Origin of the sequence: Nocardia sp. NPDC050713 (assembly GCF_040654315.1) — a bacterium.
In the GTDB taxonomy this organism is placed as follows: domain Bacteria; phylum Actinomycetota; class Actinomycetes; order Mycobacteriales; family Mycobacteriaceae; genus Nocardia.
Genome location: NZ_JBFAHS010000002.1, coordinates 437,913 through 453,652, shown reverse-complemented (window position 1 = coordinate 453,652; position 15,740 = coordinate 437,913). Strand labels below are relative to the sequence as shown.

General features: G+C 68.0%; 18 protein-coding genes. 5 read left to right on the top strand and 13 right to left on the bottom strand.

Features of this window, described 5'->3' with window-relative positions:
• Positions 1-42: 42 nt before the first annotated feature.
• Positions 43-807 (bottom strand): IclR family transcriptional regulator, encoded by a 765-nt coding sequence (locus AB0H49_RS05475; protein WP_357247452.1) that lies wholly within the window; start codon positions 805-807, stop codon positions 43-45.
• Between the two features lie 259 nt (positions 808-1,066).
• Here AB0H49_RS05475 and AB0H49_RS05470 point away from each other — a divergent pair, with 259 nt between their 5' ends.
• The 4 genes from AB0H49_RS05470 to AB0H49_RS05455 all read left to right on the top strand — a co-directional run bounded on the left by AB0H49_RS05470 (position 1,067) and on the right by AB0H49_RS05455 (position 4,703).
• Positions 1,067-1,882 (top strand): MIP/aquaporin family protein, encoded by an 816-nt coding sequence (locus AB0H49_RS05470; protein ID WP_355001475.1) that lies wholly within the window; start codon positions 1,067-1,069, stop codon positions 1,880-1,882.
• Between the two features lie 36 nt (positions 1,883-1,918).
• On the top strand, positions 1,919-3,439 hold the full coding sequence (gene glpK, locus AB0H49_RS05465; protein ID WP_357247449.1) for a glycerol kinase GlpK: 1,521 nt from the start codon (positions 1,919-1,921) through the stop codon (positions 3,437-3,439).
• Between the two features lie 116 nt (positions 3,440-3,555).
• Entirely contained in the window at positions 3,556-3,693 is a 138-nt protein-coding gene (locus tag AB0H49_RS05460; protein WP_357247446.1) for a hypothetical protein, read from the top strand.
• Positions 3,694-3,779: 86 nt separating this feature from the next.
• The gene (locus AB0H49_RS05455; protein WP_357247965.1) at positions 3,780-4,703 is read left to right on the top strand and encodes an alpha/beta hydrolase; all 924 of its coding nucleotides are present in this window, start codon (positions 3,780-3,782) and stop codon (positions 4,701-4,703) included.
• A gap of 92 nt (positions 4,704-4,795) precedes the next feature.
• Here the strand turns inward: AB0H49_RS05455 and AB0H49_RS05450 are convergent, their stop codons facing one another.
• From AB0H49_RS05450 to AB0H49_RS05440, 3 genes are all read right to left on the bottom strand, one after another.
• Positions 4,796-5,302 carry a thioesterase family protein gene (locus tag AB0H49_RS05450; RefSeq protein WP_357247443.1) on the bottom strand — a complete coding sequence of 169 codons (507 nt, stop codon included), beginning with the start codon at positions 5,300-5,302 and terminating at the stop codon, positions 4,796-4,798.
• An 11-nt stretch (positions 5,303-5,313) separates the two neighbouring features.
• The gene (locus AB0H49_RS05445; protein ID WP_357247440.1) at positions 5,314-6,210 is read right to left on the bottom strand and encodes a hypothetical protein; all 897 of its coding nucleotides are present in this window, start codon (positions 6,208-6,210) and stop codon (positions 5,314-5,316) included.
• 109 nt (positions 6,211-6,319) lie between these two features.
• Entirely contained in the window at positions 6,320-6,928 is a 609-nt protein-coding gene (locus AB0H49_RS05440; RefSeq protein ID WP_355001480.1) for a TetR/AcrR family transcriptional regulator, read from the bottom strand.
• A 254-nt stretch (positions 6,929-7,182) separates the two neighbouring features.
• Here AB0H49_RS05440 and AB0H49_RS05435 point away from each other — a divergent pair, with 254 nt between their 5' ends.
• Complete coding sequence (locus AB0H49_RS05435) at positions 7,183-7,836, top strand: HAD family phosphatase (RefSeq protein ID WP_357247437.1); 654 nt, start codon at positions 7,183-7,185, stop codon at positions 7,834-7,836.
• Positions 7,837-8,200: 364 nt separating this feature from the next.
• Here AB0H49_RS05435 and AB0H49_RS05430 read toward each other — a convergent pair whose 3' ends face one another.
• The 9 genes from AB0H49_RS05430 to fabG all read right to left on the bottom strand — a co-directional run bounded on the left by AB0H49_RS05430 (position 8,201) and on the right by fabG (position 15,712).
• Complete coding sequence (locus AB0H49_RS05430; protein WP_357247435.1) at positions 8,201-8,323, bottom strand: hypothetical protein; 123 nt, start codon at positions 8,321-8,323, stop codon at positions 8,201-8,203.
• 58 nt (positions 8,324-8,381) lie between these two features.
• Positions 8,382-8,705: a putative quinol monooxygenase gene (locus AB0H49_RS05425; protein ID WP_068053700.1), complete on the bottom strand. Its 324-nt coding sequence runs from the start codon at positions 8,703-8,705 to the stop codon at positions 8,382-8,384.
• 44 nt (positions 8,706-8,749) lie between these two features.
• The gene (locus AB0H49_RS05420; protein ID WP_357247431.1) at positions 8,750-9,973 is read right to left on the bottom strand and encodes an acyl-CoA dehydrogenase family protein; all 1,224 of its coding nucleotides are present in this window, start codon (positions 9,971-9,973) and stop codon (positions 8,750-8,752) included.
• Between the two features lie 157 nt (positions 9,974-10,130).
• The gene (locus AB0H49_RS05415; RefSeq protein ID WP_355001483.1) at positions 10,131-11,147 is read right to left on the bottom strand and encodes an NADP-dependent oxidoreductase; all 1,017 of its coding nucleotides are present in this window, start codon (positions 11,145-11,147) and stop codon (positions 10,131-10,133) included.
• A gap of 4 nt (positions 11,148-11,151) precedes the next feature.
• On the bottom strand, positions 11,152-12,261 hold the full coding sequence (locus AB0H49_RS05410) for an acyl-CoA dehydrogenase family protein (protein ID WP_357247428.1): 1,110 nt from the start codon (positions 12,259-12,261) through the stop codon (positions 11,152-11,154).
• The gene (locus AB0H49_RS05405; RefSeq protein WP_357247425.1) at positions 12,258-13,445 is read right to left on the bottom strand and encodes an acyl-CoA dehydrogenase family protein; all 1,188 of its coding nucleotides are present in this window, start codon (positions 13,443-13,445) and stop codon (positions 12,258-12,260) included. The genes AB0H49_RS05410 and AB0H49_RS05405 overlap by 4 nt, the downstream gene beginning before the upstream one ends.
• Positions 13,442-14,479 carry a phosphotransferase family protein gene (locus AB0H49_RS05400; protein WP_357247422.1) on the bottom strand — a complete coding sequence of 346 codons (1,038 nt, stop codon included), beginning with the start codon at positions 14,477-14,479 and terminating at the stop codon, positions 13,442-13,444. The genes AB0H49_RS05405 and AB0H49_RS05400 overlap by 4 nt, the downstream gene beginning before the upstream one ends.
• Positions 14,479-14,931: a MaoC family dehydratase gene (locus AB0H49_RS05395; RefSeq protein WP_357247419.1), complete on the bottom strand. Its 453-nt coding sequence runs from the start codon at positions 14,929-14,931 to the stop codon at positions 14,479-14,481. The genes AB0H49_RS05400 and AB0H49_RS05395 overlap by 1 nt, the downstream gene beginning before the upstream one ends.
• A 19-nt stretch (positions 14,932-14,950) precedes the next feature.
• A complete protein-coding gene (gene fabG, locus AB0H49_RS05390) occupies positions 14,951-15,712 on the bottom strand; it encodes a 3-oxoacyl-ACP reductase FabG (protein WP_355001488.1) in 762 nt (253 codons plus the stop codon).
• Positions 15,713-15,740: the final 28 nt, after the last annotated feature.

Genomic DNA, 15,740 nt, shown 5'->3' with positions numbered 1-15,740 from the left:
CCGCCTTCAGTCGAAGTCCGCCAGTCACCGGCCTGCCGGAACTCAGTGCGGCGCACCGAGATCCCTCGAGACCGCCCGTGCGGCGTCGAGGACGTAACCGACCAGCGCCGGCCGGTGCCGCAACTGTGCGTCGCACAGTCGATCCACCCGGCCGGTGATGCCGATGGCGCCGACCACGAGACCGCCGGGCGCCCGGATCGGCGCGGCGATACCCGCCTCGCCCGACCGGAATTCCTCGGTGTCGCCTGCCCATCCGGCCTGCCGCACCACGGCCAGCGCCCTGGCCAGCGTGGCTCGGTCGACGAGAGTGCGGTGTGTGAGCGGAGCCAGTTCGCGTCCGCGTACCGTGGCGGCCAGGTCGGTGTCGTAGGCCAGCAGGACCTTGCCCAGAGCAGTGGCGTGCGGGGGCAAGAGTTCGCCGAGCTCGAGCGCCTGCTCGGTGTAGTCCGGCCGGAACACATGGTGGACCACCACCACCGCGCCGCCGATCGGGGCACCGATCCGCACCGACTCTCCGGTGCGCGCCGCGAGGGCGTCGGCCCAGTTGATCGCCCGGGAGCGCAGCTCGTTAGCGTCGAGATAGCTGGTGCCCAGATGCAGCAGCGCGGCGCCGAGCTGGTATTTGCCGGTTGCCGAGTCCTGCTCGACGAAACCGACGCCCTGCAACGTGCGCAGAATGCCGTGCGCGGTCGGCTTGGCGAGATCGAGCGCACCCGCGATGTCGCCGATGCCGAGACGACCGGATCCACGGGCCAGCAACCGCAGCACGGCCGCTGCTCGCTCGATTGATTGGATCGGACCTGGCATGTCGGGAAACCTCTCCGGCAAGTGACGATTCGACAATGTCGAATCTTCGGTAATACCTGGGTCACATCATTGAAACCCAGTGTGAGCTGCGCCATACATCCTCCTAGCGAGTCGGACGGTAGTGGCGCCGAGGTCTGGCAACCAGCCGAGCCATTCGGCATTGTCGAATACGAGCTATGTCCGACTCGGTAATCCCGCCGTAATTTCCGTTCACGCACGGTCGCGCCCGCGACCTGCGGGGCGAAACGGAGGCTCAACGATGAACTTCGGCTCAATCTTCCTCAGCGAAGCACTCGGTACGGGAGTGCTGCTGCTGCTCGGGGTCGGTGTGGTCGCGAACGTATTGCTGGCCAAGTCCAAAGGACAGGACGGCGGCTGGCTACTGATCAACTTTGGATGGGGGTTCGCGGTGCTGGCCGGCGTTTATGTCGCCTACAAGACCGGCGGCCACCTCAATCCTGCGGTCACCATCGGCATCCTGTTCAGCGGTGCCGACGAGTACGCCTCCGGTATCGCCATCTCGGGCGCCACGACGCTCGCCTATCTGAGCGGTCAGCTGGCCGGCGCGTTCCTCGGCGCGACCGTTGCCTACCTGGCCTACAAGCGCCACTTCGACGAGGAGACCGACGAGGAGAAGAAGCTCGCGGTGTTCGCCACCGGCCCCGCGATCCGCGCCTTCCGCTGGAACTTCGCCACCGAGGTGATCGGCACATTCACCCTGGTCCTGGTGATCCTCGCGTTGGGACACACCCCCAGTGGACTCGGCCCGGTCGCGGCGGCGTTCCTCGTCGTCGGCATCGGCGCATCGCTCGGCGGCCCGACCGGATACGCCATCAACCCGGCTCGCGACCTCGGTCCGCGCATCGCGCACGCACTCCTTCCGGTCAGTCAGCCCGTGCCGGCCGATGCGGCCCGGGTTCCGGTGGGTGTCGGCGCCCGCTCGTCGGTCGAGTCGCCCGACGTCAGCGCCGAACCGACCCGCAAGAACTCCGACTGGGGTTATGCCTGGGTGCCAGTGCTCGGCCCGCTGGTCGGCGGCGCGCTCGCCGGTCTCGCTGCGCAGTTCCTGTTCTGAATCCATTTCCGACAGCAGTTTCTCGAAAGGACCGCGATGACCAAGTTCGTCGGCGCCATCGACCAAGGCACCACGAGCACCCGCTTCATGGTGTTCGACCACAGCGGCAACGAGGTTGCCCGCCACCAGCTCGAGCACGAGCAGATCCTGCCGCGCCCGGGGTGGGTGGAGCACGACCCGACCGAGATCTGGGAGCGCACCCGCGCGGTCATCCAGAGCACCCTCACCAAGGCCGATCTGGTGGCGAGCGATCTGGCCGCGGTCGGCGTCACCAACCAGCGCGAGACCACGGTGGTGTGGAACCGCAAGACCGGGCGGCCGTACTGCAACGCCATCGTGTGGCAGGACACCCGCACCGATCGCATCGCCTCCGACCTCGAGAAGGCCGGGCACGGTGACACCATCCGGCGCAAGTCGGGCCTGCCGCCGGCCACCTACTTCTCCGGCGGGAAGCTGCGCTGGATCCTGGACAACGTCCCGGGTGTGGCCGAGGACGCCGAGCGTGGCGACGCGCTCTTCGGCACCACCGACACCTGGTTGCTGTGGCAGCTCACCGGCGGCGTGGACGGCGGGGTACACGTCACCGATCCGACCAATGCCAGCCGCACCATGCTGATGAATTTGGAGACGCTGGACTGGGACGACGAGCTGCTGTCGATCTTCGGCATCCCGCGCGCGATGCTGCCCGCCATCGCGCCCTCGTCCAACCCGGAGCTGTTCGGGACCACCCGCGCCGACGGTCCGTTCGGCGGTGCGGTGCCGCTGTCGGGTGTGCTCGGCGACCAGCAGGCGGCCACGGTGGGGCAGGTCTGCTTCCGTCCTGGCGAAGCCAAGAACACCTACGGCACCGGCAACTTCCTGCTGCTGAACACCGGAACCGAGATCGTGCGGTCGCAGCACGGACTGCTCACCACGGTCGCCTACCAGCTCGGCTCGGACAAGCCGGTGTACGCGTTGGAGGGTTCGATCGCGGTGACCGGCTCGGCAGTGCAGTGGCTGCGCGATCAGCTGGGCATCATCTCCGGTGCGGCGCAGAGCGAATCGCTGGCCCGGCAGGCCGAGGACAACGGCGGGGTGTACTTCGTCCCGGCGTTCTCGGGGCTGTTCGCGCCCTACTGGCGTTCGGACGCGCGCGGAGCCATCGTCGGCCTGTCGCGCTACAGCACCAACGCTCACCTGGCGCGGGCGACGCTGGAATCGATCTGCTACCAGTCCCGCGACGTCGTCGAGGCCATGCAGGCCGACTCCGGGGTGAAGCTCGACGTGCTGCGTGTGGACGGCGGCGTCACCGCCAACGAGCTGTGCATGCAGTTGCAGGCCGACTTCCTCGGTGTGCCGGTGTCGCGGCCGGTAGTCGCCGAGACCACCGCGCTGGGCGCCGCTTACGCGGCGGGGCTCGCCGTCGGCTTCTGGAACGACACCGACGAGCTCGAACAGAATTGGAACGAGGCCAAGCGCTGGACTCCCACCTGGTCGGAAGAGCAGCGCGAGCGCGGCTACGCGCGCTGGAAGAAGGCCGTCTCCCGCACCCTCGATTGGATCGACGTCGACGAATGAGGGGCGACGTCGGCCTATCCGAGAACTCCTGAGTGGAGTCAGGGGTTCGAGTCCCCTCAGCTCCACCCGCTGGCGAAGCCAGCAGGTCATCGACCTGCTGGCTTCGCTGCTGTGTGGTGGTTCAGCTCCTGGCGATGGCCGTGGGACGCCCCGAACTGTTCGGTCGGGAAACCGCGCTGATCACCAGGGAACAGGTCGGCACCCACCGCGCGGGCTGGTTCCAAGTCCAGCCGCTGTGGGATCAGGTGTCCTGATCGGCGACGCAAATAGTTGAATCCGACGTCAGAATTGAATACGGTCGGTGATCGAAACAGCATCCGAACACGAGGTGGGCCACGGGATGGAAACACACGATCTGCTGGACCGATGGCTGCGGCTCGGCAGTCGCCGAGTTGCGACGAATGGGATCGAGCTGCGCGTCGTCGACCACGGCGCAGGCCCCGCTGTGGTCTTCTGCCATGGTTTCCCTGAGCTCGGATTCTCATGGCGCCATCAGGTCTTCGCGTTCGCCGAGGCGGGTTTCCGTACGCTGACCCCCGATATGCGCGGGTACGGCGGCAGCTCTCGCCCGGACCGGATCGAGGACTACGACATCACCGCCCTGTGCGCCGATCTGGCCGGCCTTCTCGACGAGTCGGGTCTCGATGACGCGATCTTCGTCGGCCATGACTGGGGCGCGTCGGTGGTATGGCAATTCGCTCTTCGGCATCCGAGCCGGGTGCGGGCGGTGGCGGGCCTGAGCGTTCCGGTCACGCCGCGCTCCTCGGCGCCGCCGATGGCGATCCTGCGGTCCCGGCTCGGCGACGACTTCTACATGTGCTGGTTCCAGGAGCCGGGCGTAGCCGACGCCGCGCTGGCGGCGGACGTCCGGCGCACGCTGCTCCAGGACGACGTCATCAGCGCTCGCGATCTCATCGGCGCCGAGCCCGCGGTCCCGGACTGGACGAGCGAAGCCGAATTGGGCTATTACATCGAGGCTTTCACCGCCACCGGCTTCACCGGCGGGCTCAACTACTACCGCAACCTGGACCGGAACTGGGAGCTCACGGCAGACTTGGCCGACGCCGAGATCGACAAGCCCGCCCTGTTCATCGCCGGATCGGAGGATCCGGTCATCCGATTCACCCCGACCGCCAAGATGACCGCGGTGCTGTCCGACCTGCGCGGGTCGATCATCCTCGACGGTGCGGGGCACTGGATCCAACAGGAACGGGCGGCCGAAGTGAACGCCGCCCTGATCGACTTCGCCCGCAGCCTCGGCTGAATCGAATCGACCGGAACGGCAACAGCTTTCGGCGGGCCGGTCCGCTCGGGTGGCGGCGTCGCGAAATCGCTACGCCGCCGCCAGGCAGCCGCTCAGTTCCGCACGCGGGACGTCCTCGGGCGCAATTCCAGCACGCCGTACTCGGCGAATCCCAGCGACCGAGCTCGCGCAATCGATTCGTCCAAGGCCGCGGCGACGACGGCCTCGAACTCCGCCGGGCGCCGAGACACCCGATCGACGTTCATCGTCAGAAACTCGAACGAGCTCGCGACCTCACCGAGGGTGCGATTGACCAGGTACGAGATGCCGCGCATCACCTTGTCGGTGCGTCCCAGATCGCAGACGTGCACCGAAACCTCGTGACCCACCAGCACTTCCCGGTAGTAGGCGACGTGCTGCTCCATCGCGAACATCCCGAACCTGCCCGACTCGCCGTAGCCGAGCGCACGGTGCTGCTGCCACATCGCCTCGCCGTGCAGCCGGAAGTAGTGCGCCACATTCATGTGCCCGTTGCTGTCTTCGAAATCCGGCGGGATCTGCTTGGTGAACGCGGCGGGAACCGCGAGTACCTGGGCGATCTCCGGTCGCACCGCCGCCATGTTCACCCGCCTCACCGAGATCCGGTCTGGATGGCCTGCCGGTAGCGCTCCGACAGCACCGGCGGAAATCCCAGGCCGCCTTCGATGACCCGGATCGCCAGCGGCGAGACCAGCGCGCGCAGGCGTGCGCACCCGTCTTCGCCGATCGCCTCGTACGGATGGACCGCCAGTTCGTCGGTCCGATCCTCGATCCACTTGCGCCGCGCGGCGCCGTGCTCGGTCAGCGCCAGATCCTCGTCCGTCACCCAGCCCCTGGCACGGAGCCGGTCCACGCCGGAAGCCCAGTCCTGCTCGCTCCAGGATCGGCTCGCCCGCAGCACTTCCGCCGCGATCTCCCCGGTCGCGCTGTGCGTGATCAACGCCTCGATGCCGTCGAGCCCCTCCGTGGCGAGCAGGGCCACATGGGCATCACCTCGGTACTCCCGCAGCAATGTCTGCGCGTGCCAGAGCACCAGGTGCGGCTCGTCGGGCCAAGGCAGCGCCGCGTGGGCCGCGAACAGCGGACGTCCCTGGGGCCGCTCGCAGGCGCGTTCGGCGGCGCGCCGGGCGAGATCGGCGGCCTCGCGCACTTCGGCGCCGGTGACGTCATCGCCCCATACCTGCCGGAGCGACCGATCGGCGGCAGCAAACCGGGCGCGCAGGATAGCTGCGGGAGAGGCGATTTCCCACGCGGCGGGGAGGACGGCATGCACCGCGACCGGATTGAAGTTGAAGAACGCGGCGACGGTGACATCGGCCGCCACCGGGCCGAAGGCAGCGGACCTGGAGGCGAAGTACATCATCCGAAGATCCGTGATGCCCAGGTCGCGATACGCGCCGGGACCGTGCGGGGTGAAGTAGATCATGCCGTGGATCGGCTCGAGGGCGCGGAAGGTCAGGCGAGCACTGTGCGGGGAGACCGTAGTCAAGAGACTGCTCCGATATCTGATCGTGCTGGAAACTCGCCTTCGATAGTTACCCGAATCCGATGTCAAGTTCAAGAGTGCGGAGCTGTGGAAACAGTGCCACGCCGAAAGGTCAGCCGTCCCGCTTCCGCGCGCCGACGATGCGCAGGCCGAGGTCGACGTAGTAGTCGCCGATCTCCTCTGGCGACCACCGGCCGTCGTCCCGGTACCACCGCGCGAGGTCGATGCCGAGCGAGAGCAGCGCGATCGCCGCCATACGCGGATTCGGGTTGTCGAAGACGCCCGCCGTGACGCCGCGCTCGATGAGGCCACGCACCTCGCTGTCGATGACGCGCCGGACCGCTCTGATCTCCTGCTGGTGTTCCGGGCTGAGCGCGGTGAGCTCGTAATTGATGACCCTGGCCACGGTGTGCGCGCGGGCATGGTGGATCGAGAAGTCGCGCATCACTGCGATCAGCTGGTCTACCGGGTCGTCCGCCGAGGCGATCGCGGCCTGGATCGTGGCCAGGGTGTCCCGATGGCCCGCCAGTGAGACCTGATAGAGCAGCTCCTCCTTGGAACGGTGGTGCACGTAGATCGCCGCGGTGCTGAGGCCGGCGATCGATGTGATGTCGCGGGTCGTCGAGCCGTGGAAGCCACGCTCGGCAAACGCGGCGACAGCGGCCTCCAACAGCCGTGCTCGCGTCTCGTCGGCGCGCGAGCGGTCTTCTGATCCGGTCACCGGCCCAGTCTCGCATCCGCCCGCTCGAAACCGGCGGACCGGTATGGTCCACAGGGCCGTACCGCCGAGCAAAACGCCCGCTCACGGGCCGCGACGAGTATTGAATCTGAACTCGAATTCAACTACGCTCGGCTGCGAGCAGCAGTACTCGACCTGCCGGATACGTGCATTCAGCGCTCGGCCGTGCCGCCGACAGCTGCACGTGACGCCTCGTCCGGCCGCGCCCGGCGACACGGAGCGAAAGGGAATCCCCCATGACCAGTCCGACAACCGCACCCACCGAGCAGCACGTCCGGGCGACCGCCGTGCTGTTCGACTTCGGGGGTGTGCTGACGTCCAGCGTCTTCGACGCGTTCCAGTCATTCGGCGAGTCGCTCGGCTGCGATCCCCGCTTGCCGCTGCGCCTGTTCAGCGACGACGCGGAGGCGAAGGCGCTGCTGGTCGAGCACGAAGAGGGACGCATGCGCGAGCGCGAGTTCGAACAAGGCTTCGCCGCGCGGTTGCGCGCACACGGCATCGAGGTGGACGGAGCCGGGCTCGTGCGCCGCATTCAGTCCGGCCTGCGCGCCGACGACGCCATGATCGAGCTGGTGGCCGAAGTCAGGGACGCCGGATTCCGCGTGGGGCTGCTGTCGAACTCGCTCGGCGACGACTGCTATGCCGGTTTCGATCTCGCCGCGATGTTCGACGCCGTCACCATCTCCGGCGAGGTCGGCGTGCGCAAGCCGTCCCGGCGCGCGTACGACATCGCCTGCGCCCGTTTGGATGTTCAGCCCGGAGCGGCCGTCATGGTGGACGACCTGCCGCAGAACGTCGTCGCGGCCGAGCGCGCGGGGCTCACCGCCGTGTTGCACCGCGACGCGGCGGACACCGCTCGGCGGCTCTGGGCCGCTCTGGGCCGGCCGTGAGCTGATCGAAAGCCTTCCCGCAGGTCCCGCCGATTGCGATCGGGCCGGGCAGCGGTTCACCTACTTGATCGACGCCGTCGACCGCCACGGCCGCCATACCCGCGGCACGATTCAGGGGCGAGACACCTGCGGGACCACTGCGGTCATCGCCGCCGAGGCAGTCACGCGGCGGTTGGCCGCGGGCGACACCGCCGCCGGAGTGCTCACCGCAGCACAAGCATTCGATCCCGTCGGCTTTCGCGGCGCATTGTCCGGCCACGACCTGAACTGGACGATCCGCCGGACAGGTGAAAGCTCTGGTGACCGTGCGGACGAGGCCCCGCGCGGTGTCGCGCGGGGCTCCGGATGCGCCGAATTCAGAGTGCTAGCGCAGCTCCCCGACCTCGAGCAGGCCGAAATAGGCCGTCATGCCGTGCATTCCGAGCGTGCCGAGCCACGTCAGCCCTGGCGCGACGGCCACGTCGATCTTCTGGACGCCGCGAGTCACCGCGCGGCACGACCTCCAACGCCTGTCGAGCGACCCGCCCGACAGGCGAGTTCTGATCTCAGAGCGCTCCCAATTCGGGATCGCCCGCAGGCAACGCGTCGAAGACCAGCACCTCGGCCGGACCGGTGAGCGCGTCACCCAATGCCGCACCGACCTCACGCAGCGCGGCGCTCTGGCCGTGGGTGCGCAGCGCTTCCTTCGACGCCCACTTCTCGATCATCACGAATCGACCTGGTTCGCCGATCCGTCGGTGCAGTGCGTACAGCAGACAGCCAGGCTCGGCGTGCACGGCGGGCGCTGCCGCCCGCAACGTCTTCTCCACCAGCTCTTCCTGGCCAGGCTTCGCGAACATGGTCGCCACCACCACGCAGGGTTCGGCCATCGTTTCCTCCTCTTGGAGTGGGTTGTTTCGGTACTTCCGTGCGGCTACTTCCGCTTGCCCCACGAGGGGTCGCGGCGACGCAGCTCCATCTGGGCGATGGTGCGCTTGTGCACCTCGTCCGGCCCGTCCGCCAGGCGCAGCGTCCGCAAGTGTGCGTACATGCTCGCGAGGGGGAAGTCTTCGGAGACGCCGCCACCGCCGTGGACCTGGATCGCCCGGTCGACCACCTTCAGCGCGACCTCGGGCGCGGCCACCTTGATCGCGGCGATCTCGACACGCGCGTTGCGGTTGCCGACGGTGTCCATCAGATAGGCAGCCTTGAGCGTCAGCAGTCGCGCCATCTCGATCTCGATGCGTGACTCGGCGATCCAGTCCTGGATGTTGGCGCGGTCGGCCACCGGCGCACCGAACGTCGTACGCGATTGTGCCCGATCGATCATCAGGTCCAGCGCCCGTTCGGCCATGCCGATCGCGCGCATGCAGTGGTGGATGCGTCCGGGCCCGAGCCGGGCCTGGCTGATCATGAACCCGTCGCCCTCGCCGGCCAGAAGCGCGGTGCGCGGCACCCGGACGTTCTCGAACACCACTTCCGCGTGGCCTTCGCGGTCTTGATATCCGAAGACGGGTAGGTTGCGCAGGACGGTCACGCCAGGGGTGTCGATCGGGACGACCATCATGCTCTGCTGGCGGTGCACGGGCCCGTCCGGATCCGTCTTGCCCATCACGATGAGGACCTTGCAGTTCTTGTGCAAGGCGTTGGAGGTCCACCACTTCCGGCCGTTGAGCACGTACTCGTCGCCGTCGGCCTGCATGCGCAGCTCGATGTTGGTGGCATCGGAGCTGGCGACCGCGGGCTCGGTCATCGCGAACGCCGAGGCGATCTCGCCGTCCAGCAGCGGCCGCAGCCACGTCTCCTTGTGCTCGGGAGTGCCGAACAGCGTCAGCACTTCCATGTTCCCGGTGTCCGGCGCGTTGCAGTTGGTCGCCTCCGGCGCCAGATGCGCGCTGCGGCCCATGATCTCGGCGAGCGGCGCGTATTCCAGGTTGGTCAGACCGGGCCCCCACTCCGGGTGCGGGTGGAACAGATTCCACAGACCGCGCTTGCGCGCTTCGGTCTTGAGTTCCTCGAGAATCGGCGGATGGAAATGCGGATCACCGGACTCCGTCATTTGCGCGTGGTAGATCGACTCCGCGGGATAGACGTGCTCGTCCATGAAGGCGAGCAAGTCCTCCTGGTATCGGCGCGCTCGCTCCGAGAACTCGAACATGGCAACTCCTCGTTCTGACTGTTGGCTTCCTCCGCACCGTACTTGAATTTGACATCGGATTCAACTTTAGGTCGTGCGGATTCCGGGTACAGACACGAACGGTGCCGTGACATGTCATGTCACGGCACCGTTCGATGGATAGGTCGCCAGCTGCGGCTCAGTCGCCGACCCGGATGAGCGCCTTGCCGAAATTGCGGCCCGCCAGCATGGCGCGGAACGCCTCGGGGGCGTTCTCCAGCCCGGCCACGACGTCTTCCCGGTAGCGGACCGAGCCGCCGCGGATCCAGCCCGACATGTCGCGGAGGAAGTCCGCCTGCCGAGTGGGGATGAACTCGTCCTGGATGAAGCCGCGCACCGTCAGGCTCAGGGTCAAGATCTGCCGCATGAATCCGGGCAATCGGTCGGGGCCCTCGGGCAATTCGGTGGCGTTGTATTGCGCCACCAGGCCGCACACCGGTATCCGAGCGAAGCGATTGAGCAGCGGCGTGACGGCCTCGGCCACCTTCCCACCGACGTTCTCGAAATAGACGTCGATGCCATCCGGCACGGCCTCGGCGAGCCGCTCCGCGAAGTCCGGCGCACGGTGATCGACCGCGGCGTCGAATCCGAATTCGTCGAGCAGAGCGCGGCACTTGTCGGGTCCGCCCGCGATGCCGACGGCACGCGCGCCCTTGATCCGGGCGATCTGCCCGACCGCCGAACCGACCGGCCCGGTGGCCGCCGCGACGACGACGGTCTCGCCGGGCTGCGGGCGACCGATTTCGAGCAGGCCGCCGTACGCGGTGAACCCGGGCATGCCGAGAACGCCGAGAGCGGTCGAGATCGGCGCGGACTCCGGATCGAGCCTCCGTACGTGGCGGGCGGAGGCGACGGCATGGGACTGCCAGCCCGAGTACGACAGCACCACGTCCCCGGGCGCGAGCGAATCCGCCCGGGAGTCGATCACCTCGCAGACGGTGGCGCCGACCATCACGTCGCCCAATTCCACGGGAGCGGCGTAGGACTTGGCCGAGCTCATCCTGCCCCGCATGTACGGATCCAGCGACAGGTACAGCACACGCAGCAGCACCTGACCGGTGTCGAGTTCCGGTAGATCGACGGTGACGAAGTCGAAGTCGCTGTCTTTGGGCTCGCCTTCGGGCCGGGCGGCGAGTCGGATCTGGGTCGATTTCATGGATTCAGTCCTCTCCCAGTCGTAGATCGATGAGTTCGGCGAGCACCGACCGGTGACGGCCTGGGCTGCCCAGCCCGATCTGGTCGGCTTTCGCCCGCTTGAGGTAGAGGTGCGCCGGATACTCCCACGTCATGCCGATACCGCCGTGCAGCTGGACGGCTTCCTCGGCGGCCAGGACCGCGATATCCGCGCAGTAAGCGGCCGCGACGGCGGTAGCGACAGCAGCGTCGGGGTCACCGGCCGCCAGGGTGCCCGCGGCGTAACGTGCCGCGGCGCTTGCGGTCTCGATGTCGACGTAGAGGTCGGCGAGCCGGTGCTTGAGCGCCTGGAATCCGCCGACCACGCGCCCGAACTGCCGACGCACCTGGAGGTAGTCCACCGTGGTTTCCAGGCACCGGGACGCGACGCCGACCTGTTCCGACGCCAGCAGCGCCGCGCCCGCGTCCAGACCGGTCCGCAGCGCGGCGATTCCGGACTCGGCGTCGACGACGACCCGCCCTGGTACGGACTCGAGGGTGACGTCGGCGAGCTGGCGCGTCATGTCGAGCGAGACGACCGGCGCGACCGCCGCCGCTGCCATCGGAATCGCGTGAATCTCGGTGCCCGCGCCGGTCTGCACCGTGGCCAGCAGCACATCGGCGTCGAGCACGCCCGCGACGCTCGTGACGCGTCCGGTCAACCGTCCGTCCGGGTCCTTGGCGAAAGTGGGCACATCCGTCGCCGAGGCGGCGGTGAACGGCGCGAGCAGCGCCACCGTGCGCTCGCCCTCCGCCAGCTGCCCGATCAGATCGGAATCACCGGCGAGCAGGATGGTCGCGGCGATCACGCTGTTGGTGAGGAACGGGACGGGCGCGACGAACCGGCCGAGCTCTTCGAGAACGACGGCCGCGTCACGGGCGGAACCGCCCACGCCGCCGCGGTCCTCGGGGACGAGTAGCCCGGCGAGTCCGAGATCGCGAGAGAGCGACTTCCACAGGCCGGGCGTCAACGCACGGTCGCCTTCGTAGGCCCTGGCCACCGCGGCCGGATCGCAGTGAGTGGCGAGCAGGTCGCGCACCGCGTCCCGCAGCGAAGCCTCGGTGTCGGTGTCGAGCAGCAGGATGTCGTCGCTCATCGGCTGAGGTCCTTCCAGGCGATGTCCTTGTCCGCGCGCGGTTCGACCGGCAGACCCAAGACCCGCTCGGCGACGATGTTGCGCAGGATCTCCGAGGTTCCGCCTTCGATCGAATTGCCTTTGGCCCGAAGGAACCGGTAGCCGGCGCTGCGCCCGGTGAAATCGACCCGGTCCGGCCGCACCATGGTCCAGTCGTCGTAGCGGAGACCGTCCTCGCCGAGCAGTTCCAATTCGAAACCGGACAGCTGTTGGTTGGATCGGGCGAAGGAGAGCTTGAGGGCGGAGCTTTCCGGGCCCGGCTGTCCTCCGGCGACTCGCTGGCGCAGCTTCGTCGCGGCCAAGCGCGCTGCTTCGGCCTCGACCCAGAGTCGCAGCAGGCGGTCGTGCAGTTCGGGGGTGTGCTTGCCGGGGTTGTCCCGCCAGCTGCGCGCGACGACGCCGAGTACACCGCTTTCCCGTGGCATGGCGCGCCCGCCGATGGAGACCCGTTCGTTGTTGAGGGTCGTGGTGGCGACGCGCCAGCCCTCGCCCTCCTTGCCGAGCCGCTGGGTGTCGGGGATCCGCACGTCGGTGAGGAAAACCTCGTTGAACTCCGCTTCACCGGTGATCTGACGCAGCGGCCGCACCTCGACCCCCGGATCGGTCATGTCGCAGATGAAGTAGGTCAAGCCGGAATGCTTGGGGCGGCTCGGATCGGTGCGAGCGAGCAGGATCGCCAGCTGCGCCTTGTGCGCGACCGACGTCCACACCTTCTGCCCGTTGACGATCCAGTCCGCACCGTCCCGGACCGCCCTTGTACCGACCGCCGCCAGATCGGAACCGGCGCCCGGCTCGCTGAACAGCTGACACCAGATCTCTTCGCCCGCCCACAGCGGACGCAGGAAGCGCCGCTGCTGCTCCGGTGTGCCGTAGGCGAGGATCGTCGGAGCCGCCATGCCGAGGCCGATGCCGTTGAGTTCGGCGTTGTTGCCCGGGGCGCCCACTTGCTCGAACAGACCGTCCACAAAGGGCTGCATTTCCCGGTCGAGGCCGAGTCCGCCCAGCCCGACCGGGAAGTACACCCAGGCCAGTCCAGCGTCGAACCGGGCGCGATGGAAGGTCACCGCGTCCGTGGTCGACGGATCGTTGTCGGCGAGGACCGCGTGCACGCGCTGACGCAGGTCGTCTAGAACAATGTCGGTCATCGGTTGTTCCCCTCGAGGGCTTCGATTCCGGTGCGCAGCAGCGTTTCGACCCCGGATCCGACGATCTCGAAGCCGGATCCGACGGTTTGCCCGTGCAGATGGCGGTAGTGGATCCCTTCGAGGATCGCCGCCAGTTTGAAGGCAGCCAGCCCGAGATAGAAGCCGAAGTGCGCGAGGTCGCGGCCGCTGCGTTCGGCGTACCGGTCGAGCACTTCGGCCTCGGTGAGGAAGCCGGGCGCGAACGCCACGTCGCTGACGCCGGGGACACCGAGCTCGCCGAGGCGCTGGTACAGCAGCAGGAGCGCCACATCGGTGAGCGGATCACCCAAAGTCGCCATCTCCCAATCGATTACGGCGACAACCCGGTCCTCGGAGTCCACCAGGACGTTGTCGAGCCGGTAGTCGCCGTGGACGATGCCGTCCGGAGACTGCGGGGGCTGCTCGGCCGCGAGCTTGCCGTACAGCTCGTCCGCGTCGGGCAGGTCCCGGGAGTAGGAGGCGTCCAATTGCTTCTTCCAGCGGTGTACCTGCCGTGCGAGGAAGCCGCTCGGGCGTCCGAAATCCGCGAGCCCGACTTCGGCCGGATCGACGGTGTGCAGATCGGCCAGTGCGTCGACCATTCCGGTCGAAATGGTTCGCGTCCGGTCCGCGCCGATCGTCGTGAGCTCGGCCGCCAAGCGGTAGGGCGTGCCGATCACCCGCTCCATCAAATAGAACGGCGCGCCGAGGACATCGGGATCCTCACAGAGCGCGTAAGTGGCGGGAACGGGAACGTCAGTGTCGGCCAGCGCGGTCATGACCCGGTATTCCCTGGACATGTCGTGCGCGGTCGCCAGCACGTGACCGAGCGGCGGCCGCCGCACGATCCACGCCGATTTGCCGTCACTGATCTCGTAGGTCAGATTGGATCTGCCACCGGCGATCAGGCCACCCGTGAGCGGCCCGGTGAGCAGACCCGGCTCCACCTCGGCCAGCCAGGCCGTCAGGCGATCGACATCGAGGCCGGGCAGATCCGTGCCGTTGTGGTCGGTCATCAAGGCACCAGCACCGCTACGGTCTCGGCGACGCACGCGGGCTTGGCGGCCCCATCGATCTCGACGGTGACGCGGGTGACGGCCTGGTATCCCAGTGTCCCCGGCGCGAGCGAGATCAGCTCGGCGCCCGCGCGCAGCCGCGACCCCACGGGAACGGGCGCGGGAAACCTGACCTTGTTGGCGCCGTAGTTGACGCCCATCGACAGTCCCTCGACGGTGTAGATCTGCTGAGCCAGCATCGGAATCAGCGACAGCGTGAGGAACCCGTGGGCGACGGTCGTACCGAACGGTCCCGCCGCCGCTTTCACCGGGTCCACGTGGATCCACTGGTGATCGCCCGTCGCATCGGCGAAGCGGTCGATCTGCTCCTGGGTCACCGTGTGCCAGTCGCTGTATCCGAGGTGAGTTCCGATGGCCTTCTCCATGTCGGCCAAGCCCTGGAATACCTTCATCGGTCGCTGTCCTTCCGTCCTAGCACCGAGGTCCGCCGGCCACGTACACGACCTGGCCGGACACGAATCCCGCGCCCTCGCTGGCCAGGAACGACACGGTATGGGCGATGTCGTCGGGCGTTCCAGCGCGAGCGACCGGGATCTGCGCGATAACCACCTTCTTGAAATCCTCGAAGGACACGCCCATGCGTTCGGCCGTGGCCGCGGTCATGTCCGTCTCGATGAATCCTGGCGCAACAGCGTTGGCGGTGACACCGAACTTGCCGAGTTCGAGTGCGAGAGTCTTGGTGAAGCCCTGGAGACCGGCCTTGGCAGCGGCGTAGTTGGCCTGGCCGCGGTTGCCGAGCGCCGACGTGCTGGAGAGGCTGACGATCCGGCCCCACCCCTGCTCGATCATGTGGCGCTGCACCGCGCGGCTGCACAGGAACGCGCCGCGCAGGTGCACGCCCATGACGGCGTCCCAATCGTCGACGGTCATCTTGAACAGCAGGTTGTCGCGCAGGATGCCCGCGTTGTTGACGAGCACCGTCGGGGCGCCGAGTTCGGCGACGACGCGATCGACGGCCGCCGTCACCGCGGCTTCGTCGGCCACGTCCGCGCCGACGGCGAGCGCGCGGCCACCCGCGGCCACGATCTCGTCGGCCACGGGCTTGGCCGCGGCCTCGTCCAGATCGAGGACCGCGACGGCCATGCCGTCCGCGGCGAGCCGTCGCGCGACGGCCGCGCCGATACCGCGCGCCGCGCCGGTGACGACGGCGGTTCGCGGAGTCTGGTTGCTCATGATGTTCTCCTCTGTGATGCGTGTTCGA